The following is a 25555-nucleotide window of genomic DNA, read 5'->3' as shown; positions in this document are numbered from 1 at the left end:
AATTTCTCTCTATTACTCAGGCAGTCTATTAAGACGATTCATGGGAATTAGTTTGTTTAAATTTTAGCAAAGTCCGACGCTCTTTTTTATCTGGGCGTCGGTCAGGATGTGGCATCGTAAGTGCATTCATTTTACGTGCCATTGCCATTTTTTCGCGTTGACTAAGGCTTTCTACTGTTTCACGGTAGAGCAATTGCGCTTCTGGAGCGCCTTTACGTTGGCTGCTGATTTCCAGCACTTCGATAGTCCGTTCGTCATTACCTTGTCGCAATTTTATCATTGCGCCGAGTTCAACAATCTTTCCAGGCTTACTTCTTTGCCCATTATAGTGAACCTTACCACCATCAATCATCTCACGGGCAATGGAGCGTGTTTTATAAAAACGTGCAACCCATAGCCATTTATCAAGGCGAACTTGCTCATCAGGCGCTTGTTTTGTAGATAACGACTTCATGGTGCCTCCTCACTCTTAGTTTGAATGCCAAACCAAAATGAGGCTCCATCATTGGGAAAGGATAATACTATCTAGAATCGGAAGGATTATCGACCTCATAGCATTTATCGTAATATTCAGTGATTTTACGCAAACGCCGTTTGTTATTCAAAACTCGAATAATAATTAATGTTCCATTTACTAAGGTGCAAATGATCAAGAAAAAAACCAGCATTGAACGACAAACATATTCAGATAAAACATCTTCATCCAAGCGCTCATGAATCACCACTTGCAATGTGCCATTCGCATCTGTCGAAATATTCGTAACCACCCCTTCAACATCAAATGGCGTATTAATCAGAATACTAGACAAACGCTTTAGCTCATTCCATCGCTGAACTTGGTTCATTTCGCTCAATGTCGTCACTGGCACTAAATCTACCAATGGAAGGTTTTCATCATTGATCAACAACACACCACCTGGTGGCGGGCTATTCAGTTTGCGGACTTCGGTATCAAGTTCTTTCTTGATAAAATCATATGTGGTGTCTTCAACTAAGTTTTCCAAGGCATCCGCACTTCCTGCACGTAATAAAACATGCGCACCGCTCAATTTACCTGAAGAAGCCTTACTCACCAATACAGGCCAATCATCCGCACTTCCGCCTAAGTTAGACAGTGCGCTTTTGAGTTTAATACAATGGTCTTTTTGTTCACACAATGCATTGGTTTTTAAAACAATTTCTGAAAAATCAAAGATAATATTCATCCCTGATTTCATAATTTCACGCTGTAGTCTTGGGTTAATTCCTGGGGCATCTTTATCTGGATGTAATTGATTTTTCACACTGTTCAGCAAATCAATTGCTCGATTGACAACCTCAGATTGCGGCTCTGTAATCAGGTTAATATTATTCCAATACACACCAGAACAATCGAAAGGTACAAACAGCGCTTGGTTTGCATCATTTAAATTAGGCGGGCGATAACACATACCCATACCCTTGGCTAATAAGGTATCTCCCACTCTAATTTTTCGCGATGTTAAATCAGACGGATCGACAACAGTGACTTTTTTGGCGCCCTCAAGCCACGCAAAACCTAACTTAACGGGTAAACTGATCGACTGATAAGAGAACACTAACACTAAAACGCACAATGCACTGAAAAACATCAGTATATTCTTTTTAAAGCGTTTATAAGGGTAATAACGTTCCTCTTCATGAATAGAGAGGCAGCGACCGTATTTTAAAACTTCGCCCGTCGAATAGAGGTCGATATTCGTGGGATGACCGAGTTCATATTTTAGGTAGGGAAGCCAATACGTTGGGTAGTGTAAATCTACCCCCCCAATCGAAATCGTTGATGAATATTTTTTGTCTAATTCTCCGTACAGTTCCCACCGTTTAGCCTGCCCATAGATGCATTGCACATCTTGATAGGGTTTAGGAAAAAGACGTAATCGAAATAACAAAAATACCCCGATAAGAAATACCACAGCCGTGAATGTGACTCCCCATCCATGAAAAATAGGGATAGAGATAATCGTTAGGTAACCAATAAAAAAGCTGAGACTGACAACGATGGCGCCTAACCATCCTGAAGAGTTGTGTAACCGATGCTCCTCTTTGCTTTCCTTACGCATTTTCAGCAGTTGGATGGTGTTAGGTTCACCTTCATGAATAGCGGCTTCAGGTTGAGTGCGTTGGTCTTCTAACGGTGTTTCCCACTCATAGTTAAATTCTTTCAAAGAGTGGTTATTGAGCCCCACAATTAAAGGCAAATGATCCGTTTCCACAATTTCCATGACATTTTGTCGTTGTAAAAACGGTTCTAATTGAGAAGGCAGCTGCACTTCAATCGTATCAATAAAATAACGCCAACCTTGACCTTGCTCTTGGCGTAAATTGAATCGTGTAACAGCATTACAGATGGTTGCAACGGTAGCATTTTTTTTGATTTGCCGTGCAGGCTGAGAAGGCGAATGAAGATTCTTTGAGGCGCTGTGATTAAGGTACTGGGTAATAGTCTGGAAATCAGACTCAATCATTTTTTTGAACGCGGGTGTCGCTAGAGAGGGTATTTGATAGACACTCGAACGCCGTCCCCGCCGAAAAAACAGAACGGAAACCATTATAATTAGGCTAGCGATGATCAAAGCCAGTATAATGACGGTGTTTAGCATTTTTTTCTCAACAGAATTGCCTACCTGAAAAGCATAGCAACACAATGCCAATCACTATATAAGCCAATTCCTATTCTCTTCTATTTTTTGTTTTATTTTACAATATGTTGTAAATAAAATATTTTACTTATTAATCCGTGTGGTTTTCATAAGTAGATTATACTAACAGCATTTTATCCACCCTATAATCTCTATCATTTTTTTTTGATATGCGTCATAGTTAAAGACAATGTAAGCTTGCCCTCATGGATCCCATTCATCTGATTCGGAAATTGTTATGACAGAGTTAAAAAAACCAAAAATCCTGAATATTCAAGACATTGCTCAATCTAAATTATTCAGTATCCAATCTGTTGATCTCGAATTCAGTAATGGTGAAAAACGTGTTTATGAAAGAATGCGCCCAGCAAAACGTGAAGCGGTTCTTATTGTTCCGATTATTGATGACCATCTTATCTTGATCCGTGAATACGCCGTTGGTATCGAAAACTATGAGTTAGGTTTTCCAAAAGGAGCCGTTGACCCTGGTGAAGCCCCTCTCGATGCTGCTCAACGCGAACTCAAAGAAGAAATCGGTTATGGAGCTCGCCAGATTACACCTCTGGCAAAACTCACCATGTCTCCATCGTACTTTTCCAGCAAGATGAACATACTTATCGCTAACGACCTATTTAGCGAAAAACTTGAGGGTGACGAGCCAGAGCCTCTGCAACAGGTCAGATGGCCAATTGCACGCATGATGGAGCTCCTCGATCATCCGGACTTCAATGAAGCCCGCAATATCAGCGCACTGTTCTACGTTGAACGCTACCTAAAAAATCACGCTAAATAACCGCTCACATATTTCCTCTTAAACAATTGCACCCCATGCCAAACGGCAATGGGGTGCAGTGTATTTGCCTATCAGACAACGGGTTAAAATAGCTCTTGGCTCGCTCCACTTTCCGTTGAAATTATCGTACCCACTTCTTGAACTGCGCGCTCTTTTGGTTCCGTGCCCTCAATGAAGTACTCATTACGAGAAGGTCCGCCTGATGACAGTTTGCCAGTACGGGTATCGATAGAGACAGAAATGACCCCTTTTGGCGGCTGCATAACTTTCACAGGGACACCGTCAAGAGCTGCTTTCATAAAATCATCCCAAATCGGCTGAGCACTTTTCGCACCAGCTTCACCGCCACTGATCCCCGTACGACCTAATGTGCGCTTGTTATCATCAAAGCCAATCCATGCGGAAGCCACGATATCAGGACCATAACCGGAGAACCACGCATCTTTTGAACTATTCGTGGTACCCGTTTTTCCGCCGATATCCCGACGACCACCGAGGTCGCGACCCGCTCGCCAACCCGTACCCGACCAACCTGGTTCCCCATAAATATTAGTCACCATGGCATCACGAATTAAGAACGCCAGCGGTGTACTGATAACGTGCGGGGCATACTTGTCTTCTGGGCTAAGCTGTTCAGCGGTTGTAGAGAGCGCCATAGTCGGCTCTTGATTCACCGCGCTGCTCTGCGACTGGGTAACTTCTTCCGTCGTGTCATCGCCTTCAGAATCGCTCAGCGCAATCGTACGCGCTGTGTCGCCATAAATCACCGGAATGTCTGTACACTCAGGGCAAGCAATTTTAGGCTTAGCTTCGAAAATCACTTCACCATTATGATTCTCAATTTTTAAAATGTAGTAAGGGTCAATAAGGTATCCGCCGTTTACCATCACCGCATAACCTCGCACCATTTGCATTGGTGTAAATGATGGCGCACCGAGGGCTAATGCTTCAGTACGGTTGATATTCTCTTTCGGGAAACCAAAACGGAGTAAATAATCCGCAGCATAGTCAACCCCCATCGCACGCATCGCACGTACCATCACCACGTTTTTCGACTGACCTAAGCCTTGACGCAAGCGGATAGGACCATCGTAGCGTGGCGGTGAGTTTTTCGGACGCCAGTCTGAACCAGCTCCCGCATCCCAGCGGCTAATCGGTACATCGTTAAGTAACGAAGCAAGCGTTAAGCCTTTATCCATTGCAGCGGTATACAAGAATGGCTTAATGTTTGAACCCACTTGGCGCAATGATTGCGTCACGCGGTTAAATTCACTCATATTGAAGTCAAAACCACCCACAAGAGCGATCACCGCACCATCATTTGGATTCAACGCAACAAACGCCGCATTGACATCAGGAACTTGCGCTAACCACCAGCTATCTTTTACCTGACGAACCCAAATTTGCTCACCGGGCTGTACCACTTTATTCACCGCAGATGGTGTGCCACCTTGCTGAGTATCTGAAATAAATTTACGCGCCCAGCGAACTCCTGCCAGTGTGATTTGAATTTCAGAGCCATCGGCCAGCATCACGTTAGCATCGCTATTCGTAGCTGCGGTGACCACCGCAGGAATGAGAGAACCGTAATTGGGTAACTTTTTCAGTTTTTCTATGATTTGTTCTTTATCCCACGCGGCTTGGCTTCCGCTCCAGAGCACTTCAGCAGGTCCGCGATAACCATGGCGAATATCGTAATCTATCAAATTATTACGTACCGCTTCTGTTGCCGCTAACTGGTCTTTACGCACAACCGTGGTATACACCTTGTAGCCATCGGTATAAGCATCTTCACCATATTTTTCATACATGGTTTGACGTGCCATTTCCGCTAAATAAGGCGCTGAAAAATCCACTTTAGGTGCATGATAAGAAGCAACAATTTTCTCACTCTTCGCTTGTTCATACTGGTCTTGCGTAATGTATTTCTCTTCTAACATTCGCATCAGCACGACGTTACGACGGTTTACCGCGCGTTCATAAGAATAAAGTGGGTTAAATGTTGATGGCGCTTTTGGCAAACCAGCAATCATCGCCATTTCACTCAGCGTCAATTCATTTACGGTTTTACCAAAATAAACATAAGCGGCTGCCCCCACCCCATAGGCTCGGTTACCTAAATAAATTTTATTTAGGTACAGCTCCATAATTTCATCTTTGGTAAACAATTGTTCAATACGAATTGCCAGAAATGCCTCTTTGGCTTTACGCATTAGCGTTTTTTCTGGACTTAAATAGAAATTTCTCGCCAGCTGCTGAGTAATTGTACTCGCACCTTGGGATGCATGACCCGATGAAGCCATCACAGTCACCGCACGGAAAATACCAATTGGGTCAATGCCATGGTGCTCATAGAAACGGCTATCTTCAGTGGCAATAAACGCATGCACCAACATCGGAGGAATGTCAGCTAATGGTAATGGAATACGACGTTTCTCACCATATTGGGCGATCAGTTCATTATCTGCACTGAATACCTGCATTGGCGTTTGCAGACGAATGTCTTTCATTGTTGCAACGTCAGGTAGCTCACCTTCGACATATTTATACATGCCATAAATCGAGGCGCTTCCCAAAAAAATGCAACAGAAAACCAGAATTAAAAAATATTTTACGAACTTCACCGAAGAATTCCCATACGCAACTGACAGGCGGGTTTAGATATCACTGCCGCATAGTATAAAGCTTATACAGCCCAATAGAAAACGTAATTTAATTGCTAATGATAAGGATATTATGTATGTATTCACCAAAATGGCACATAGGAATTGAGCTATCGCAACACCACATCCAATTAGTCGCTGCGAAAAAACATCGCAAATTCTGGTCGTTATGTGAATGTTGGCAACAAGAGCTACCTTTTGACAGCTCATTACACGTACTTGACGAATACCGAGTAATTCTACGCAATATTTTGCGCCAATGGCGTCAGAAATTACCTAAAAACTGTTCCGTTTCGATTGCATTACCCTCACTACGCTCACTTAAGAAACAACTCTCGCTTCCCAACCAAATGAGCTTACAGCAACCTGAACTTAACTGGTATTTACGCGCTCAAATTGACCAACTCTTCCCGATGCAAGCACAAGAGCTGACAGTAGATTATCGGATCATTGGGCAACAAGTTTACTTTCATGCCGCTCGCCAATCTGATATTACCTTTTGGCAAAATTTATTACAGGAAACGGGTTACCATCTGGTTGCTATCGATATTGCGCCGATTGCGCTGCGCTATCTTGCAAAATATGCACAATTACCCGATGAGTGCTGGATTGTTTATTATCGCCAAAATGAGTGGCTCTGGTCAGGACCCGTCAGCCAACCTGCAAACTATAACCATATTCAAAATAGTCAATTAACACATATCCATCAAATTCAGCCCTTATTGACCGATAATCCCGATGCACTAGCATTACCAATTTACTGTATTAGCGATCAAGATATTCCAGATGCACAAAAACAATGGGATTTACTGCAAGCTTTTCACCACTACCCCATCAAGTTACCTCATCAATTAGGAAGTTTTGTGATTGCGGCCGGACTCGCATTACGCCATGGGGACCGTTGATATGCACCAAGTTAATTTTCTCCCTTGGCGCATGAATCAACTCATTCATCAACGCCGCTATTTTTTTATCATCATCTTCACGAGCTGCATGACAACTGCCACTATTTTTGGTTATTTAGTGGGTTTGCTTCTGCTAGATATTTCACAAAACCACTATCGCCTTGCTGCTCATCAGCAACATCAACAACGTACTGAGCAGCTAAAAATACAGTTACAAACACAGCAACAACAATTAGAAAAGCTCACTCTTCGGCAAACCCAACGTCGAACTTATACTCAACACAATCAATCTCTACTTGATTTATTAACCTCACTGTCCAATTTAATGCCCCCTAAAAGCTGGTTATCTTCCTTCCAGCTACAAGCGGGACATCTAGAAGTCAACGCACTCAGTTATCGTTTTGAAGATCTTAATGTACTTTTGGCTCAATTTAGCCAAACGCCACAGGTTAGCAATGTGCAGCTACGCAAACTACGGCGAGTTGATACCCTACATCAGTTACATTTAATCGCTGATTATCAAGGGGTTTCGAATGAATAGCAGTCTGGATAAGCTGAAAGACCAGCACGTCGAATATGGGCGCTTTTGGTATCGACCACGGTGGCAGCAGTATCTTGTACTGCCTTTGACTCTGGCTACACTGCTTGCTAGCGGCTATATTTTTATTTGGAAAGATAAGCAAAATCAATTAGCAAACTTACGGCAAGATAATGTCGTTTTCGCACATAAAAACCAAGAAAGTAGCCAGTTTTTCGCCCAAAACCCGACACGCTTTTGGATAGAACAAGAAATGGCTTCATTGGATTGCGATGAAGAAACCATTCCCGACTCCCAATACCTCGTTCTTCATTTACAACGGCTAGTTTCTCACGCTAACGTGGTTTTAAATCAGCTTCAGCCAACGGATTCAACGAATTCTCATTACCAACTTGAGATCCAAGGAAAATTTAAGGATCTCCTTGAATTCATGCGCTCACTCATGATCTTTCTACCTCAGCCGCACTGGCAATTCTCTAACGTTATCTTCACCACGAAAAACCAGATACTCACAGCCCATTTATCTCTCTCATTTATCAAGGATGAACAACAGCACAATGAGCAACACTAATTTTTTCACTATTCTGTTAACGCTATGCATAACACTTTCGGGATATGCTCAATCCCCCCGAGATCCCTTTGAGCCAATCCTGCCGACATTGGAAGATACGCAACTTTTAGATGCCATCATCCCACCTAAAGCAGAGATCACACTGACAGAAAAAATATTTCCGCTCGTCTCTATCGATGCCAACAGCACTTACCAACAAATTACTCAGCCAAATATGCACCTACTTTCAAGTAACGGTAAGGCTCATGTCGATACCATCACCAACAGTTTAATCATCACGGATACCCAAGAACGCTTCGCATTAATTGAAACATGGCTAACGCAAAAAGATATTCCCCAGCAACAAGTGCAAATCACGGCTCACATAATTAGTAGCTCACGTACAGCCTTGCAAGCACTGGGGTTAGAGTGGGGAGTCCACAATGATTCAGCAACAGATGGGCATCATAGTCGTTATAACCGATACAGTAGCCAGTCGGGGCAAATGGCGTTAAATGTTTTACGACTTGGAGAGGGATTACTCGAAATGAAGCTCAATGCCTTAGAAAAAGAGAATTTACTGTCTATTATTGCGAGCCCACGCTTAGTTGCCTCCCATAAGAATCCCGCAAGCATTCAACAAGGGAGCGAAATTCCTTATGTCACCACTTCAGAGAAAAAAAGCCACGTACAATTTAAAGATGCGGTATTGGGTATGGAAGTGACCCCGACAATTTCTCGTAATGACAACGTCGAAATGGTATTAAAAATCAGCCATAACTCCCCAGATACAGCCTTAACAACCAATCCTAATCAGCATTTAGCCATTAATAAGCAAGAGATAGCGACCTCAGTCACCATCAAAAATAACAACACATTAATTCTTGGCGGTATTTTTCAGCAAAAGCAGGAAAAAACAGATTCAGGGGTCCCTTTTCTGTCACAAATCCCATTATTAGGAAACTTATTTATCAATAAGACACAACATGTTGATAAACGTGTTTTAGTGGTATTTATTACACCAAAACTTATTAATATTTAGCGTAAAAAATAACACTCATACATTCAATTAGTTGAATGTTCAAAGCATCAAAGTGCCGTGAAATTATTACTTTTTGTGCCATAAACCTACCGGATAAATTTGACGCTGAGGTCGTTTTAGCATACAAGGTTATCCATTGAGTGTTCTAACTATCGGTAGATGAAAGAACAAACTATCAGCCGCTTATAAAATAGCTACATAAATTTTACTTTATAATTAACAAGTTAGATTGTTTTTACGGACTAATCGACCTGTTAATAAGCTCACTAAACAGTGCATAATGTAATGTAGACGGCTCAAATATATAGAAACCCGCAACGAAGAATATGGCACTTTGTTTTCTAAGTGCCATATTTATATAGTTGCAATTCAGGTTGATGTATTGAGATAATTTTCTTATCTGATCTCACATCATCACTTATGAGGTTTCAGTTTAGGTCCCGCCGCTAATTCGATTGGCGGGGCGGGTGATCATTAACGAATAATCGTAGTAATACCAAAAAACATGGCAGAGAAACGCAATATCTTTCTGGTTGGACCAATGGGAGCCGGAAAAAGCACTATTGGTCGTCAGTTAGCTCAACAGCTTAATATGGAGTTTTTTGACTCCGATCACGAGATTGAAAAACGCACTGGCGCAGATGTAGGTTGGGTATTCGACCTAGAAGGTGAAGAAGGCTTTCGCGATCGCGAAGAAAAAGTCATCAATGAACTCACCGAAAAACAAGGCATTGTCTTAGCGACAGGTGGTGGCTCTGTTAAATCCAAAGAGACACGTAACCGCTTGTCTGCTCGTGGGGTTGTCGTGTATCTCGAAACCACCATTGAGAAGCAATTATCCCGCACGCAGCGCGATAAAAAACGTCCTCTATTACAAGTGGATGAACCTGCTCGCGAAGTTTTAGAGAAATTAGCTGATGAACGCAATCCTATGTATGAAGAAATAGCAGATATTACTATTCATACAGATGAGCAAAGCGCCAAAGTTGTTGCTAACCAAATCATTGAACTGTTAGAAAAAAACTAATTTTTATACATCAAAAGTCATGAATTCAAGGTAAAGCAAGATGGAAAAAGTCACTGTTACGCTGGATGAACGCAGTTATCCAATCAATATTGCACCCAGTTTATATCAACAGCAGGATGCATTTTGGCCACTAACTGCAGGCCAGCGAGCAATGATAGTGACGAACGAAACCCTCGCCCCACTTTATCTGCATAAGATCCAAACTGTTCTTGAAGCCTCAGGCGTAAAAGTTGATTCCATCATCCTGCCTGATGGCGAACAGTATAAATCTTTATTCATCATGAATGATGTTTTTACCGCATTACTCGAAAAGCACCATAACCGAGATACAACCCTCATCGCCTTAGGTGGGGGAGTTATCGGTGACTTAACTGGATTTGCAGCAGCGAGCTATCAACGAGGCGTACGTTTTATTCAAGTGCCTACAACATTACTTTCCCAAGTAGACTCTTCGGTGGGTGGAAAAACAGCGGTTAACCATCCGTTAGGGAAAAATATGATCGGGGCATTTTACCAGCCGGCTTCCGTGGTCATTGACCTTGATTGTTTAAAAACCTTACCTAAGCGTGAGCTCTCTTCAGGTCTAGCTGAAGTTATCAAATACGGCATCATTCTTGATGGTGAGTTTTTTAGCTGGCTCGAAGAAAACATTGATGCGTTAATGGCGCTGGATAACCAAGCCATGGCGTACTGCATTCGCCGTTGTTGTGAATTGAAAGCACAAGTTGTTGCCGCCGATGAAAAAGAAACTAGTGGGCTGCGAGCATTATTGAATTTAGGGCACACATTTGGTCATGCGATTGAAGCCGAAATGGGCTACGGCGTATGGCTTCATGGTGAAGCTGTTGCCGCAGGGATGGTCATGGCCGCGAAAACCGCTGAACTTATCGGTCAATTTACGCCAGAGCAAACTGGTCGTGTCATCGCCCTGTTAAAACGCGCAGAACTTCCAGTCACCGGACCAGCAAAAATGCAGCCCGATGACTATTTACCTCACATGATGCGAGATAAAAAAGTCATGGGAGGCAAATTGCATCTTATCCTTCCAACCACAATTGGTCATTCAGAAATGCGTTCCGATGTGGATGCCTCAACGGTTACTGCCGCCATTTCGGCTTGCATACCATAAAAATCACCGAACTAAGTAAAAAGCATTAATTAGCTCCTGAATATTTTCAGGGGTTTTAAAATGTTACTGGCAGATATCCACTAAAGCCGTTAAATTATAACGCTATGCCTAGCACCTATAACGAATCACAAACAAGATAGTCGCAGTCTCATTGAAATTGGAATGAAATTGCTAAACAATCTATTCTTTAAATGTGAGCAGAAGCAACTGCTTAGTCGTGAACAGGTCGTAATGATAAGAGACATTTTATCTCTACTACAGGCGAACTAATTTCGGGAGAGGAAAATGGACGAATTTAAACCAGATAATCAGCCTCAAGTGCAAAATGATTTAAGGCCTGATACATCAGATAGACCAACCGGACGCTCGCGCCCTGCTGCTGCGGCTAAGCCAAAAATCGCGTTATCACGTCAACACATCATGATTGGTGTAGGCGTTTTAGTGCTATTGCTGCTGATAATTGCCATCAGTTCTGCATTGAAAGCACCAACAGAACACGAGAAATTACAAACAGATAGTGCTAACCAACGTAATATTGATTTATCAGGTTCTTCATCACTAACGAATTCAAATACCCAAACTCCAACGCAACCACAAACAGGTCAAGCGCAAGAGTTAAATGGTCAGCAAATCAACCCAATGCCAACGCAAGCCGACACTCAGACACAACAAAATGGTCTTGGTGAGCGTATTGAAATTCCTGGTGATGTTGCCGATGCTCTCAGTCAAGGTCAAAGCCTGCCATCTGACGGCACTACCACGCCACCACAAAACGTGACTCCATTGACGCAACCGCAAGTTAAACCTGTGGAAAAACAGCCAACAGTGAAACCTGTCACACCAGAAAAAACTCAGCCTAAAACGACTAAGCCGGTTGAACAAAAACAGCCTGCCCAGCCAAAAACAACCACGAAATCGACGACTAGCACAAGCTCAAATAGTCATGCAGCTGCACCATCTGGTAGCTATACATTACAATTAAGTAGCGCAAGTCGTTCAGATACACTGGAAGCTTTCGCAAAAGAGAATAAACTTGCTAACTATCAAGTGTATAAAACCATTCGTAATGGACAAACTTGGTATGTTTTAATCCACGGAAACTACAGCTCAGTGAACGAAGCAAAAAATGCAATTGCGACCTTACCTGCCGCAGTGCAAGCGAAGAAACCGTGGGTGCGTAATATGAAACAAGTTAAACAGGATCAAAAATAACAACGTTTTTCCCCGGGCGCATTATGTTGTCCTGAAAGAGCCGCCAAGTGGCGGCTCTAAACGATTGTAATAATAAGACGGCATGAAAAAGAAACGCGCTTTTTTAAAATGGGCTGGGGGTAAATACCCTCTTGTGGATGAGATCAAAAAACACCTTCCACAAGGTAATTGCTTAATAGAACCTTTTGTTGGTGCAGGATCGGTGTTTTTAAATACTAACTACGATTCATATGTACTGGCAGACATAAACAGTGATCTCATCAACCTCTACAATACGGTTAAATATCGCTCTGAGGCTTTTATTGAAGAAGCTCAGCGGCTGTTCACACCTGAATTTAATACTTCAGAACAGTATTATTTAATGCGTAAAACATTTAACCAATCAGATGACCCTGCTAAACGCAGTATTCTCTTTTTGTATCTTAATCGCCATTGTTATAACGGACTATGCCGTTACAACTTACGAGGGGAATTCAATGTCCCTTTTGGGCGCTATAAAAAACCGTATTTTCCAAAAGACGAGCTCTTGTGGTTTGCAGAAAAAGCCCAGAAAGCCACGTTTGTAACACAGTCTTACAGCAAAACATTACTCGACGCCCCAATGGGCTCAGTGATTTACTGTGATCCGCCTTACGCTCCGCTATCTGAAACTGCGAATTTTACGGCATATCACACCAACTCATTTAGTGCTCAAGAACAACAAAATCTCGCTTTGTTAGCACATAAGCTATCATCTGAGCGCGAGATCCCAGTTCTTATCTCAAATCATGAGACCCCGATGACCCGAGAGTGGTATCATCAGGCACAATTACATATCGTGAAAGTACGTCGCACCATTAGTAGAAATATTTTGAACCGTGCCAAAGTCAACGAGCTTTTGGCTTTATATGAGGGAGCATCTAAAAAATAATAGGTGCTGTCAGATAACGACGAATAATCGGAGACAATTATGAAAGATTTTCTCATTGCCCCATCTATTTTATCTGCTGACTTTGCACGTTTAGGCGAAGATACCGCCAAAGTTCTTGCTGCAGGCGCAGACATTATCCATTTTGATGTCATGGATAACCACTACGTGCCGAACCTCACGTTCGGTGCGCCAATCTGCAAAGCGCTACGCAATTACGGTATCACCGCGCCAATTGATGTTCATTTAATGGTTAAACCTGTCGACCGTATCATCCCTGACTTTGCAAAAGCGGGAGCAACTCACATTAGCTTCCACCCAGAAGCCAGCGAACACATCGATAGAACGCTACAACTCATCAAAGAGAATGGTTGCACCGCAGGTCTGGTATTTAACCCAGCAACCCCGCTAAGCTATCTGGATTATGTGATGGATAAAGTCGATATGATCCTACTGATGTCGGTTAACCCAGGATTTGGTGGTCAATCTTTTATTCCACAAACCCTGAACAAATTGCGCCAAGTTCGTAAACTAATTGATGAAAGTGGTTATGATATTCGCTTAGAGGTCGATGGTGGTGTGAAGGTGAATAACATTGCAGAAATTGCCGCAGCAGGTGCAGACACCTTCGTTGCTGGCTCCGCAATTTTTGACCAGTCCGATTATAAAAAAGTCATCGATGAAATGCGCCAAGAATTAAAAAAGGTATCTCAATGACACATGCGGTTTTAGAAAGTATTAAAGCAATTGCGTTTGATTTAGATGGCACCCTCGTTGATAGCGCCGGCGGTTTAGCGGACGCCATCGATAAAACGCTGGAAGAACTTAACCTGCCACCAGCAGGTAAAGAGCGCGTCTCCATCTGGGTAGGCAACGGCGCCGATATGCTCGTCGAGCGCGCGCTAAAATGGGCGGGAATGACGGTTACTCCAGAGCGACAAAAGCAAGCTCGTATACGCTTCGATGAACACTATGCAACAACCGTTAATACCGGCAGCCAGCTATTTCCTGAAGTCAAAGAGACCCTCGAAACGATTGCAAAACACAATATGCCAATGGCCATTGTGACCAACAAACCGACCCCGTTTGTGGCGCCACTATTAGAAAAATTGGGTATTGATAGCTACTTTTCATTAGTGCTTGGTGGTGACGATGTTGTGAAAACTAAACCACACCCAGCGCCACTCTATTTAACAATGGGTCAGTTCGGTTTACGCAAAGAAGAATTGCTTTTTGTCGGCGATTCCCGTAATGATATTATCGCAGCCCACAATGCTGGCTGCCCAAGCGTAGGGCTAACCTACGGCTACAACTATGGTGAATCAATCGCAATTACCGAGCCCGACTACGTGTTAAGCCACTTTTCTGAGCTACTTTCCGTTATTGATTTAGCAAAATAAAATCCCCAATAATTCGAGCTACCCATTCACTACGTCGCTCGAAACCTAAAAGGGTATAAAAAAATACTACAAGGACATACAAAGAAATGAGTACACCCACTGAGAAATCTAAACAACCCCATAAACCTATTGTATTCAGCGGCGCACAGCCTTCCGGTGAATTAACCATCGGTAACTACATGGGTGCGTTACGTCAGTGGGTTAAGATGCAAGATGATTTTGACTGCATTTACTGTATCGTTGACCAGCACGCCATTACCGTTCGCCAAGACCCAACTGAACTGCGTAAAAGAACTCTCGATACATTAGCGCTCTACTTAGCTTGTGGTATTGATCCGAAGAAAAGCACCATTTTCGTTCAATCTCATGTACCACAACACGCACAATTAAGCTGGGCATTAAACTGCTACACCTATTTCGGCGAACTCAGCCGTATGACCCAGTTCAAAGACAAATCTGCTCGCCACTCAGAAAACATCAACGCGGGTCTGTTTGACTACCCAGTTCTGATGGCCGCCGATATTCTGGTTTATCAAACTAACCAAGTTCCTGTCGGTATTGACCAGAAACAGCACCTTGAACTGAGCCGCGATATTGCTCAACGCTTCAATGCAATTTACGGTGATATTTTCACCGTACCAGAGCCATTTATCCCAACCGATGGCGGTGCTCGTGTAATGGCATTACAAGAGCCAACGAAGAAAATGTCCAAATCGGATGACAACCGTAATAACGTCATTGCGCTGTTAGAAGATCCGAAATCGGTAGTGAAGAAAATCAAACGTGCCATGACTGACTCTGAAGAGCCGCCACGTATTTGCTACGATGTTGAAAATAAAGCAGGGGTTTCTAACCTATTAGACATCCTTGCAGGTGTGACAGGCAAAAGTGTGAAAACACTGGAAGCTGAGTTTGAAGGTCAAATGTACGGTCATCTGAAAGGCGCGGTTGCTGAAGCAGTTTCTGACATGCTAACGAACTTACAAGCACGCTACCATGAATTCCGTAACAACGAAGCGTTACTGAACCAAATTATGGATGAAGGTGCAACCAAAGCAGCGGCTCGCGCCCAAGAAACCTTAGATAAGGTTTACGATGCAATCGGCTTTGTAAAACGTCCACAGCTGTAAGCGTACATCGCTATTCAATAGCAAAAAGCCAATTAACTCACTCACGGTTAATTGGCTTTTATTTTATCTGTAGTCCACTTACTTCGCAGTGTACAACTTACCGTCTTTAATCAGCCCCTGCTTTAATAGCTCGCCATCCTGTCCGCGCTCTTCAAGAACACCTTCCGCGGCCCCATTCACAAAACTCGTTTTAAGATGCAGATTATTTTTCGGTGTATCGTAATAGGATTTATAATCGCCGTTGAGCCTGTCATTGCTATATCCCATCTCAGTATCTAAATTCCCATTAGGGTGGTAAGACTTAATGACGCCATCTACTTTGCAATCTTTTATCGGAATAAACATTTTTGGCTGACCGTTTTTATAATAAACCGTAATGCTCTTATCTAAGCAGTTGTTTTTCACCCACGATTTAAACTGAATGGCACCGTTTCCATAACGTTCGATATAGTCCCCATCCGGCGCCCCTTCAGGAATGTTCAGCTCTGGCATTCTCAAGCTTTCTAGCTCTTTAAACTCTTCTAACTGGATGCCATTGTTATCATACTGAGGTGCGGATTGAGAAAGGCATCCAGATAACATAAAGGCAACAGAAAATGCCATAGCGATATTAATAGTTTTCATAACAATCCTTTTAACGGAATCACGGGTTCACACGGAGACATCATACCTATTTAGTATTCCTGATCGTTCATGTTTAAGATGAATAAATGAAGAGGAACGCTCCGATTTTGGCTAATCCGAAGCATACTAGAAACCCACATTCAACTCACTTATCAATGCTTTGATTGTTCTATTTTCAGAACAATCAAACCTATTTTTGCCTCTACTCACCCAGCTTTAGCTCTTCTATTATTAGTTCATCGAAATGATGAGTTCATAGAGCTGATCAGTTTATAAAACCAGTTTGGAGTCACACCATGAAAAAGATTATTGGTATTTATCAATCCCCACGTAGCCACTGGGTTGGTGATGGTTTCCCTGTTCGCTCGATGTTTAGCTACAACAATCACGGGAAATACTTGAACCCATTTTTACTGTTGGATAGAGCGGGTCCGCACCCATTCCCTGCATCTGAAGGGGATAATCGTGGTGTTGGCGAGCATCCGCATAAAGGCTTTGAAACCGTCACCATCGTATATGACGGCGAAGTCGCTCACCACGACTCTACGGGTGAAGGTGGCGTGATTGGTCCAGGCGATGTGCAATGGATGACCGCTGCATCAGGAATACTTCATCAAGAATATCAGTCTGATAACTTTATGAAAAATGGCGGAACCTTAGATATGGTGCAACTGTGGGTTAATTTACCCGCTAAAGATAAACTTGCCGCACCGGGATACCAGCTATTGGCGAGCGATACCATTCCAACCATTAGCCTCGCGAATGAAGCAGGTACGTTACGAGTCATTGCCGGTGATTATTTAGGAAACACGGGTGCCGCACGCACATTTACCGCCCTTGATGTGTGGGATCTGCGTTTAAATAAAGGCAAGGTCATAGGATTACCAACTAAATCAGGTCGCAACGTTGGATTGGTTATGCTCAAAGGTAGTCTCTTTGTGGATGGGCATACCGCATTGAATGAAGGCGAATTGATGATTTTGGATGCTACAGATAGCAATGTGCTGTTAGAAGCCACTACCGATGAGGCTTTAGTGCTGCTGCTCAGCGGTGATCCTATCGATGAGCCAGTGGTGGGTTATGGTCCATTTGTCATGAATACGAGCCAAGAAATCAATGAAGCAATTAATGATTTCAATAGTGGCAAGTTTGGGCGCATCCCGAATGCCAGCTAGTCATAATGTCCTCTGAATTTTCAGAGGACATTATTTTTCTCCTGCCACCATATTTTCCGCTAAGTACGTTAAAAATAGCTGTACTGCGGGTAACAGCCCTTTACGCGATGGGTATACGGCATGAATAATATCTTCAGGAAACTGCCAATGAGGCAGCACCTCAACCAACTCCCCACTTTTTAACTCTTTTTCAACCACGCCCTGTGGCAAACGAGCAATACCTAACCCTTTTACTGCTGCCCGGTACAATGTCAAAATATCAGTCGTTGCCAATTTTGGGGTCACATGAACCGTCACACTAAGATCATCGCTGTTTTTCAATGAAAGTGTATAACGCTGGGAATGCTCAGTATTGGCGAGAATAGGATAATCCACCAGCTGCTCTGGCGTTGAAGGGTAACCTTTTTCGTTAAATAAGCTTGGGCTTGCAATTAAAATTCGCCGAGAATACCCCAGCACTTTCATCATCAACCCTGAATCATCAAGGGGGAGCGAACGTACTCGCAGCGCTAAATCCAGCCCTTCACTAATGACATCAACAGGACGATTTACCGCGAGAATTTGCACATCGATATCTGGGTATTTCGCCATAAAATCAATCAATGTATCTTGCAAATATACCTGTAATAAAGTCACTGGGCAGGAGAGTTTTATCGTCCCTTTTGGGTGAGTTTGAACTGAACAGATCAGCTCGTGAGCAATATCCGCTTCTTCCACCACATTCTTACATTGCTGATAAAAAACTTGTCCAATTTCAGTTACATGAAATTGCCGAGTTGAGCGGTAAATCAAAGAGACGTTTAGTTTTTGTTCTAAGTCTGCAATACGGCGGCTCAACTTGGATTTTGGAATGCCTAACGCTGCACCCGCCTGAGAAAAACCACCATATTCAACAACTTTAACAAAATAGTAGAGGTCATTTAAATCGTACTGCATGCGTTTTCCTCCATTCGAATCTGGCGGGTAAATAATCAGTGACGTCGACCAAATAACCGATGGCTAAATTCTTCAATCTTATGATGCTCTAAGCGATTTTGCATCGTCAGGCTCCAGCTCGCCGATAGCCCCGCAGCTGAGAGTAACCGCTGATACAGTTCTTCGTCATACGGTGCATGGAACGCAATCATGATGGCTTCTTGCAGAGAAACATCACTATTACGGCTAAGGAGCCTCAGAGGCGTCTCTGCGCTTACACTGCCACCTTTGATTACACGATACAACCAGCCACAGCGACCTTCGTCTTGCATGACCTGAGCAAAGTTTTCCACTCCCGTTAATCCATTTAGTTTATAGCAAGGGGAACGGGGTTGAGTGATTTGAATACGTGCATCACCCCAAGCATAGATATCACCGATAAAGACATTTTCTTCGGTCATTCCTTGAGTGGATAAGTTTTCACCAAAAGCAGAAAGAAGGAATAAATCCTCTAATTGCGGGTATCGCTGTCGCCAAAATTCATAATGTTCTTGCGGGTAATGGCATAGCGCTCTATCAGGTCCACCGTGAAAACGCGTTTCTGCTTGTTCATCCCCTTCAATTCCTAAACTATTTAAGGTTAATACCCCATCCGCAGCTCGCTTATGAATAGCACTCACACCACAATGGGCAGTGCTTTGAATGGTACCAATAAAAACTTGAGGATGTATCTGCACGGTTTGGCTCCCTAATGAACCCATCTGAACGAGTTTTCATCATAAAGAATGACCATAGAGATAACAACGTTATCCCCAAGACAAAAACAAAAAACGCGGCTCCGAAGAACCGCGTTAAGCGAAAATTTGATTAATCAAAAATCTTATTTGGTTTTTTCTGCGAAGCGTTTTGCTGCTTCATCCCAGTTCACAACTGACCAGAATGCCTTGATGTAATCTGGACGGCGGTTTTGATATTTCAGGTAATAAGCATGTTCCCAAACATCTAAACCAAGGATTGGATAGCCCGAAGCGCCAGAGATAGCTTCACCCATCAATGGGTTATCTTGGTTTGCAGTGGAGACCACCGCCAACTTACCATCATCTTTTAATACCAGCCATGCCCAACCAGAACCAAAACGGGAAGCCGCTGCTTTTTCAAAAAGGTCTTTAAACGCATCAACGCTGCCAAAATCACGCTCAATCGCGACTTTCAACTCGCCATTCAGTTCTGTGCCTAGTTTTAAGCCTTTCCAGAACAGGCTATGGTTTGAGTGTCCGCCCGCGTTGTTACGTACGAAAGTACGTTGATCGGCAGGAATTTGGTCTAATTTTTGAATTAATACATCGATATCTAGACCTGCAAGCTCAGGTAATTTTTCTAATGCTGTGTTGGTGTTATTCACGTAGGTTTGGTGGTGCTTGGTGTGATGGATTTCCATGGTTTGTTTATCAAAATGAGGTTCCAGCGCATCATAAGCATAAGGTAAAGCAGGTAATGTGTAACTCATATTGTTAGCCTCCAGTGACTTCTTTTCTATCTCACAGACTGAATTAGGATTTCAGTAACTGCGTGTTTGTAACCACGCAACCATTATAGTTATTTTAGTGTTAATGAAAATCATTATCATATCCATGTGAATTCTGTGGATTTTTCCATCGGCTATCATCACGAGTTTATTCAGTAACTAATACCACTATAGTTCGTCTTTGTTTTTCTTTAATTCCAATGTTAGTTATATTTTTGAATTTTTATTTCAATCATGGATTTAGCATCAAATGATCATACTGCAAATCCCATTACTATTAATACGTGATCTTCCGCGCAAAAGAAAAACAAAATAACCCGCCATACTTCAGTTAACCGATTTTTGACATACTATTAACATCTGCAAGGAGATAATAATATGACACAAATAACTAAACATCCCGTTCCTGCTAATATTGCTAAAAATGCCCTGATAAACGAACAACAGTATAACGATGAGTACCAACGCTCGATTCAAGACCCCGAAGGATTTTGGGGCGAAAAAGGGAAAATCGTTGATTGGATTAAACCTTACACTCGGGTGAAAAACACTTCATTCGATCCCGGACACGTGAACATTCGCTGGTTTGAAGATGGCACCCTAAACCTGAGTGCCAACTGCTTAGATCGTCACCTCGCCACTCGAGGAGATCAAACTGCTATCATCTGGGAAGGCGATGACCCAACCCAATCAAAAAATATCACTTACCGTGAACTGCACCATGATGTGTGCCAATTCGCAAACGTCCTGAAGAAGCAAGGTATCCGTAAAGGTGATGTCGTCGCTATCTATATGCCAATGGTGGTTGAAGCAGCTGTAGCAATGCTGGCGTGTGCACGTATTGGTGCTATCCATACTGTCATCTTTGCTGGGTTCTCACCCGAAGCTGTTTCTGGGCGTGTTATTGACTGTAAAGCTAAGCTTATCATCACCTCCGATGAAGGCTTGCGTGCCGGTCGAGCCATTCCGTTGAAAAAGAATGTTGATGACGCATTGCAAAATCCACAAGTGACTACGGTCGCCAATGTGATTGTTTATCGCCGTACAGGTAATGCACCTAGCTGGGTTGAAGGTCGTGACCTTTGGTGGCACGACGTTATCCAAGATGTCAGCGCGGATTGCCCACCGGAAGAGATCAATGCAGAAGATCCGCTGTTTATTCTCTACACTTCCGGTTCAACTGGTAAACCTAAAGGGGTTCTCCATACTACGGGCGGTTATATGGTCTATGCCACGCTGACATTCAAATACACCTTTGATTATCATGAAAATGAAGTCTACTGGTGTACGGCGGATGTGGGCTGGGTTACGGGTCATAGCTATCTGCTTTATGGACCGCTATCCAATGGTGCAAAAACCTTAATGTTTGAAGGTGTGCCAAACTATCCGGCAGTTAACCGTATGGCGCAAATCGTTGATAAACACCAAGTCAATATTCTTTATACCGCACCAACCGCTATCCGTGCACTGATGGCTGAAGGTGATAAAGCGATTGAAGGTACTCAACGTGATTCTTTACGGATTTTAGGATCGGTCGGTGAGCCTATTAACCCAGAAGCGTGGGAATGGTTCTACAAGAAAATGGGGAACAGCCGTTGCCCTGTTGTGGATACATGGTGGCAAACAGAAACAGGCGGCTTCATGATTACGCCTCTGCCGGGGGCAACTATGTTGAAACCAGGTTCTGCAACACTACCATTCTTTGGTGTTCGTCCTGCATTGGTAGATAACCTTGGTGAGCCTATCGAGGGTGCAACCGAAGGTAACTTAGTCATCGTAGACTCATGGCCAGGTCAAGCACGAACTCTGTTTGGTGATCATGAGCGTTTCGAGCAAACTTATTTCTCCACGTTTAAAGGCATGTACTTTAGTGGTGATGGTGCGCGTCGTGATGAAGATGGCTATTACTGGATCACGGGTCGTGTTGATGACGTACTCAATATCTCAGGTCACCGTTTAGGGACAGCGGAAATTGAATCAGCTCTCGTTTCACATCCGAAAGTTGCTGAAGCTGCAGTGGTAGGTATTCCTCACAGTATCAAAGGTCAGGCGATCTACGCCTATGTAACCTTGATCTCTGGCGAAGAACCATCCCCAGAGTTGTACACTGAAGTGCGTAATTGGGTTCGTAAAGAAATTGGCCCGATTGCCACACCAGACGTTTTACATTGGACAGATTCTTTACCGAAAACGCGTTCCGGTAAGATCATGCGCCGTATCCTACGAAAAATTGCATCAGGTGATACCAGTAATTTTGGAGATACTTCCACACTGGCAGATCCAGGTGTTGTCGAAAAACTGCTCGAAGAAAAACAGTCAATGAGTATCTCGTAGCTATATAAATAGTTGTGTAGATAGCTCATGGCACTACAGGTCGCCTACGGGCGACCTAAAATCAATACTCAGCATCACTCAATCAGCAGAAATAGAGTCTGACCGAATACCCAGTTAATTCCTTGGGTAGCCATGTGTCGCCCTAAAATCCGCCTTTTGAGCTATCAGAGTATGCCAATAATACAATAACAGAGGAGAACTCTGATGAATGCTACTGCTTACGAAAAGGTCGAGGCGAACCCTCTCTTTCAAGAATTAGTGAGAAAACGTAGTCGCTTTTCATGGTTGTTATCTGCAATAACGTTAGTTCTGTATGTTGGTTTTATCTTTCTTATCGCGTTTGATCCAAGCTGGCTAGGTACCCCAATTGCTGAAGGTTCCTACATCACCCGCGGTATTCCTGTGGGTGTTGGGCTGATTGTAATCTCGTTTATCTTAACGGGTTTGTATGTCATCCGTGCTAACAGTGAATTTGACCGCTTAACCGCCGAAATCTTAAAAGAGGTAGAAAAATGAAAGTCTTGCTCTCGCTTATTCTGTTTTTCACCTCATCAATGGCGCTCGCTGATGCCCTGACAGGCAATGTTGAGCGTCAACCTGTCAATATTCAAGCAATCGTGATGTTCTTACTGTTTGTTGGCTTTACGCTCTACATCACTTACTGGGCTTCAAAAAGAACTCGCTCTCGCTCTGATTACTATACCGCTGGCGGAAAAATTACAGGTTTCCAAAATGGAATGGCGATTGCGGGTGACTTTATGTCCGCAGCCTCATTCTTGGGGATCTCCGCACTGGTTTATACTTCAGGATACGATGGGCTTATCTACTCCATCGGTTTTTTAATTGGCTGGCCAATTATTCTGTTCTTAATTGCCGAGCGCTTACGAAATTTAGGTCGCTATACTTTCGCGGATGTGGCTTCATATCGATTACAACAAAGACCTATCCGCATTCTGTCTGCAATGGGTTCCTTGGTGGTTGTGGCGCTGTACCTAATCGCTCAGATGGTTGGGGCAGGAAAGCTGATTGAGTTATTATTTGGGCTTAACTACCACATTGCTGTCGTGATTGTTGGGATATTGATGGTGCTGTATGTGCTATTCGGCGGGATGCTCGCAACCACATGGGTACAGATAATCAAAGCCATTTTACTGCTAGCAGGTGCAACCTTCATGGCGGTTATGGTCATGAAACATGTCGGCTTCAACTTCAATACGTTATTTAAAGAAGCCGTTGAAGTACATAAAAATGGTATCGCCATTATGAGCCCCGGAGGACTGGTTTCTGACCCAATATCCGCCTTGTCTCTTGGGTTAGCCTTGATGTTCGGTACAGCAGGTTTACCTCACATCATCATGCGCTTCTTCACCGTTAGTGACGCAAAAGAAGCCCGCAAGAGCGTATTCTACGCGACTGGATTCATCGGTTACTTCTACATTCTGACATTTATCATCGGTTTCGGGGCTATCGTTCTGGTTAGCTCAAACCCTGACTTTAAAGATGCCGCTGGCGCTTTAATCGGTGGAACCAACATGGCAGCGGTACACCTCGCTGATGCCGTCGGTGGAAACTTCTTCCTTGGGTTTATCTCTGCGGTTGCTTTTGCCACTATTCTCGCGGTTGTTGCTGGTTTAACGTTGGCGGGTGCGTCTGCGGTTTCCCACGACCTGTATGCGATGGCGATTAAAAATGGTAAAGCCGATGAGCGCGATGAATTGCGCGTATCAAAAATTACCGTGGTGATCCTCGGTTTTGTAGCGATTGGGTTAGGGATTTTGTTCGAGAAACAAAATATTGCCTTCATGGTGGGCTTGGCCTTCTCTATCGCCGCAAGCTGTAACTTCCCAATTATCTTGCTATCAATGTATTGGAGCAAGTTAACCACTCGGGGTGCGCTTGCAGGTGGTTGGTTAGGCTTGATTACCGCAGTCGTACTCATGATCTTAGGCCCAACAATCTGGGTGACTATTCTTGATCATGAAAAACCAATTTACCCTTATGAATACCCTGCATTCTTCTCATTAATTGTCGCATTCTTTGCTTCATGGTTATTCTCAGTTACCGACCATTCAGAAAGAGGCAAAATGGAAAGAGCACGTTTCAAAGAGCAGTTTGTACGCTCGCAAATTGGCTTAGGTATCGAGCAAGGAAAATCTCACTAGTTTCTCCTCTGAAAACAAAAAAGCGACTCCAATGAGTCGCTTTTCTTTTGTATAAATCAACTTATTAAATAGCAGCCCGTTTTTCTATTGATAACCAATCCTCTATCAAAGAATAAAAATCTTGTGGCTGACTTTGCTTTGCAGACATCAGTTTTTGATATTCAACTTTATCTTTAGGCGTATAGCGGGAAAGTAACTGTTCAAGCGTAGGGCGTTTATCTACAAATTTAATACCGACTTTAAACGTCTTATATAAACCTGTTGCAATCCCAAGACTTAAAGCAACAACAGCGATAATTGCTATCGCGTTATTCTCTAATCCTAAATGGTTTTTTATCATAACTAGCAACGAGAAAGGTACAAAAAACATCACTAAAAGTGAAAGAATGATGGCACCATCTTGCCCATTGTTAAACTCGTTTTCTTGCTGTTTATTGACAGAAATAATCTGCTCTAAAATCTGGCTATTCGTACTTTTCATTTTATTCATATAACCCACCCGTTTGATGAATACTCATCTATGTAGTTACTAGATTTAACAACCTAATATCTTAATTGCTTAAAAATAACCATTTTTAATAGTATAAGAAGAATAAAATGAAACATCAATTTAACAATATTTACCTATTATATTTTACATCGATAAATAACGAAGACTGATCTAAACAAAAAATAAAGTATAAATAACAAGTTGGATGTTCAAATGATAATCAATTAGTTTCAATAAACGATTATTAATTTTAATCAATTATAAGAATAGTGGTTTTTGCTGGTTTTTTTATAGCTGGGATCACAGTGACTTTTCATGATAATGGGCCCCCCGAAAAATAAGCTGGCTCTCTTCCATTTGAGTGCCCCATGACA

At 42.9% G+C, this 25555-nt stretch carries 24 protein-coding genes; 16 read left to right on the top strand and 8 right to left on the bottom strand.

Annotation, left to right across the window (positions count from 1 at the left end; translation table 11 throughout):
• Positions 1-28 precede the first annotated feature (28 nt).
• A complete protein-coding gene (hslR, locus tag PR795_RS08500; RefSeq protein WP_006657442.1) occupies positions 29-454 on the bottom strand; it encodes a ribosome-associated heat shock protein Hsp15 in 426 nt (141 codons plus the stop codon).
• 67 nt (positions 455-521) lie between these two features.
• Positions 522-2621: an IgaA/UmoB family intracellular growth attenuator gene (locus PR795_RS08495; protein ID WP_181480428.1), complete on the bottom strand. Its 2100-nt coding sequence runs from the start codon at positions 2619-2621 to the stop codon at positions 522-524.
• Between the two features lie 277 nt (positions 2622-2898).
• Here PR795_RS08495 and nudE point away from each other — a divergent pair, with 277 nt between their 5' ends.
• On the top strand, positions 2899-3453 hold the full coding sequence (gene nudE, locus PR795_RS08490; protein WP_006657440.1) for an ADP compounds hydrolase NudE: 555 nt from the start codon (positions 2899-2901) through the stop codon (positions 3451-3453).
• An 83-nt stretch (positions 3454-3536) separates the two neighbouring features.
• On the opposite strand, the gene mrcA is transcribed toward nudE, so the two are convergent.
• On the bottom strand, positions 3537-6077 hold the full coding sequence (mrcA, locus tag PR795_RS08485) for a peptidoglycan glycosyltransferase/peptidoglycan DD-transpeptidase MrcA (RefSeq protein ID WP_006663509.1): 2541 nt from the start codon (positions 6075-6077) through the stop codon (positions 3537-3539).
• A 116-nt stretch (positions 6078-6193) separates the two neighbouring features.
• On the opposite strand from mrcA, the gene pilM reads away from it, so the two are divergent.
• The 11 genes from pilM to trpS all read left to right on the top strand — a co-directional run bounded on the left by pilM (position 6194) and on the right by trpS (position 15956).
• On the top strand, positions 6194-7021 hold the full coding sequence (gene pilM / locus PR795_RS08480) for a pilus assembly protein PilM (RefSeq protein ID WP_006663510.1): 828 nt from the start codon (positions 6194-6196) through the stop codon (positions 7019-7021).
• 1 nt (position 7022) lies between these two features.
• Complete coding sequence (locus tag PR795_RS08475; protein WP_181480427.1) at positions 7023-7562, top strand: PilN domain-containing protein; 540 nt, start codon at positions 7023-7025, stop codon at positions 7560-7562.
• Positions 7555-8130: a hypothetical protein gene (locus tag PR795_RS08470; RefSeq protein ID WP_181480426.1), complete on the top strand. Its 576-nt coding sequence runs from the start codon at positions 7555-7557 to the stop codon at positions 8128-8130. Before PR795_RS08475 ends, PR795_RS08470 begins: the two co-directional genes overlap by 8 nt.
• Positions 8117-9151, top strand: coding sequence for a transporter (locus tag PR795_RS08465; protein WP_006657435.1), 1035 nt, complete (start codon positions 8117-8119; stop codon positions 9149-9151). Before PR795_RS08470 ends, PR795_RS08465 begins: the two co-directional genes overlap by 14 nt.
• 505 nt (positions 9152-9656) lie before the next feature.
• Positions 9657-10178: a shikimate kinase AroK gene (gene aroK / locus PR795_RS08460; protein WP_006657434.1), complete on the top strand. Its 522-nt coding sequence runs from the start codon at positions 9657-9659 to the stop codon at positions 10176-10178.
• 40 nt (positions 10179-10218) lie between these two features.
• Positions 10219-11307: a 3-dehydroquinate synthase gene (gene aroB, locus PR795_RS08455; protein WP_006657433.1), complete on the top strand. Its 1089-nt coding sequence runs from the start codon at positions 10219-10221 to the stop codon at positions 11305-11307.
• A gap of 285 nt (positions 11308-11592) precedes the next feature.
• Positions 11593-12519: an SPOR domain-containing protein gene (locus PR795_RS08450; protein WP_006657432.1), complete on the top strand. Its 927-nt coding sequence runs from the start codon at positions 11593-11595 to the stop codon at positions 12517-12519.
• Positions 12520-12601: 82 nt separating this feature from the next.
• A complete protein-coding gene (dam, locus tag PR795_RS08445) occupies positions 12602-13429 on the top strand; it encodes an adenine-specific DNA-methyltransferase (protein ID WP_272516798.1) in 828 nt (275 codons plus the stop codon).
• A 39-nt stretch (positions 13430-13468) separates the two neighbouring features.
• Entirely contained in the window at positions 13469-14143 is a 675-nt protein-coding gene (gene rpe, locus PR795_RS08440) for a ribulose-phosphate 3-epimerase (RefSeq protein ID WP_006657430.1), read from the top strand.
• Positions 14140-14826 (top strand): phosphoglycolate phosphatase, encoded by a 687-nt coding sequence (locus PR795_RS08435; protein ID WP_006657429.1) that lies wholly within the window; start codon positions 14140-14142, stop codon positions 14824-14826. Before rpe ends, PR795_RS08435 begins: the two co-directional genes overlap by 4 nt.
• 86 nt (positions 14827-14912) lie before the next feature.
• Positions 14913-15956 carry a tryptophan--tRNA ligase gene (gene trpS, locus PR795_RS08430; RefSeq protein WP_006657428.1) on the top strand — a complete coding sequence of 348 codons (1044 nt, stop codon included), beginning with the start codon at positions 14913-14915 and terminating at the stop codon, positions 15954-15956.
• A 78-nt stretch (positions 15957-16034) separates the two neighbouring features.
• Here the strand turns inward: trpS and PR795_RS08425 are convergent, their stop codons facing one another.
• Positions 16035-16580, bottom strand: a complete 546-nt coding sequence (locus PR795_RS08425; RefSeq protein ID WP_272516797.1) for a toxin-antitoxin system YwqK family antitoxin — start codon at positions 16578-16580, stop codon at positions 16035-16037.
• 296 nt (positions 16581-16876) lie between these two features.
• Between PR795_RS08425 and PR795_RS08420 the strand changes: the two genes are divergently transcribed.
• Positions 16877-17755, top strand: a complete 879-nt coding sequence (locus PR795_RS08420) for a pirin family protein (RefSeq protein ID WP_006657426.1) — start codon at positions 16877-16879, stop codon at positions 17753-17755.
• Between the two features lie 30 nt (positions 17756-17785).
• Here the strand turns inward: PR795_RS08420 and PR795_RS08415 are convergent, their stop codons facing one another.
• The 3 genes from PR795_RS08415 to sodA all read right to left on the bottom strand — a co-directional run bounded on the left by PR795_RS08415 (position 17786) and on the right by sodA (position 20177).
• Positions 17786-18691, bottom strand: a complete 906-nt coding sequence (locus PR795_RS08415) for a LysR substrate-binding domain-containing protein (protein WP_006663516.1) — start codon at positions 18689-18691, stop codon at positions 17786-17788.
• A 35-nt stretch (positions 18692-18726) separates the two neighbouring features.
• Positions 18727-19407, bottom strand: a complete 681-nt coding sequence (gene yiiM / locus PR795_RS08410; RefSeq protein WP_181480423.1) for a 6-hydroxyaminopurine reductase — start codon at positions 19405-19407, stop codon at positions 18727-18729.
• Between the two features lie 143 nt (positions 19408-19550).
• Complete coding sequence (gene sodA / locus PR795_RS08405; protein WP_006657422.1) at positions 19551-20177, bottom strand: superoxide dismutase [Mn]; 627 nt, start codon at positions 20175-20177, stop codon at positions 19551-19553.
• 396 nt (positions 20178-20573) lie between these two features.
• Here sodA and acs point away from each other — a divergent pair, with 396 nt between their 5' ends.
• The 3 genes from acs (at position 20574) to actP (ending at position 24691) form a co-directional block, all read left to right on the top strand.
• Positions 20574-22529 carry an acetate--CoA ligase gene (gene acs / locus PR795_RS08400; RefSeq protein WP_272516796.1) on the top strand — a complete coding sequence of 652 codons (1956 nt, stop codon included), beginning with the start codon at positions 20574-20576 and terminating at the stop codon, positions 22527-22529.
• A gap of 204 nt (positions 22530-22733) precedes the next feature.
• Entirely contained in the window at positions 22734-23045 is a 312-nt protein-coding gene (locus PR795_RS08395) for a DUF485 domain-containing protein (protein WP_006657420.1), read from the top strand.
• Entirely contained in the window at positions 23042-24691 is a 1650-nt protein-coding gene (gene actP, locus PR795_RS08390; RefSeq protein ID WP_272516795.1) for a cation/acetate symporter ActP, read from the top strand. Before PR795_RS08395 ends, actP begins: the two co-directional genes overlap by 4 nt.
• Positions 24692-24755: 64 nt before the next feature.
• Here the strand turns inward: actP and PR795_RS08385 are convergent, their stop codons facing one another.
• Positions 24756-25181, bottom strand: coding sequence for a hypothetical protein (locus PR795_RS08385; protein ID WP_036960014.1), 426 nt, complete (start codon positions 25179-25181; stop codon positions 24756-24758).
• Between the last annotated feature and the right edge of the window lie 374 nt (positions 25182-25555).

Source organism: Providencia sp. PROV209 (assembly GCF_028479485.1).
Taxonomy (GTDB): Bacteria; Pseudomonadota; Gammaproteobacteria; order Enterobacterales; family Enterobacteriaceae; genus Providencia; species Providencia alcalifaciens.
This window is presented reverse-complemented; position numbering and strand designations above follow the sequence as displayed.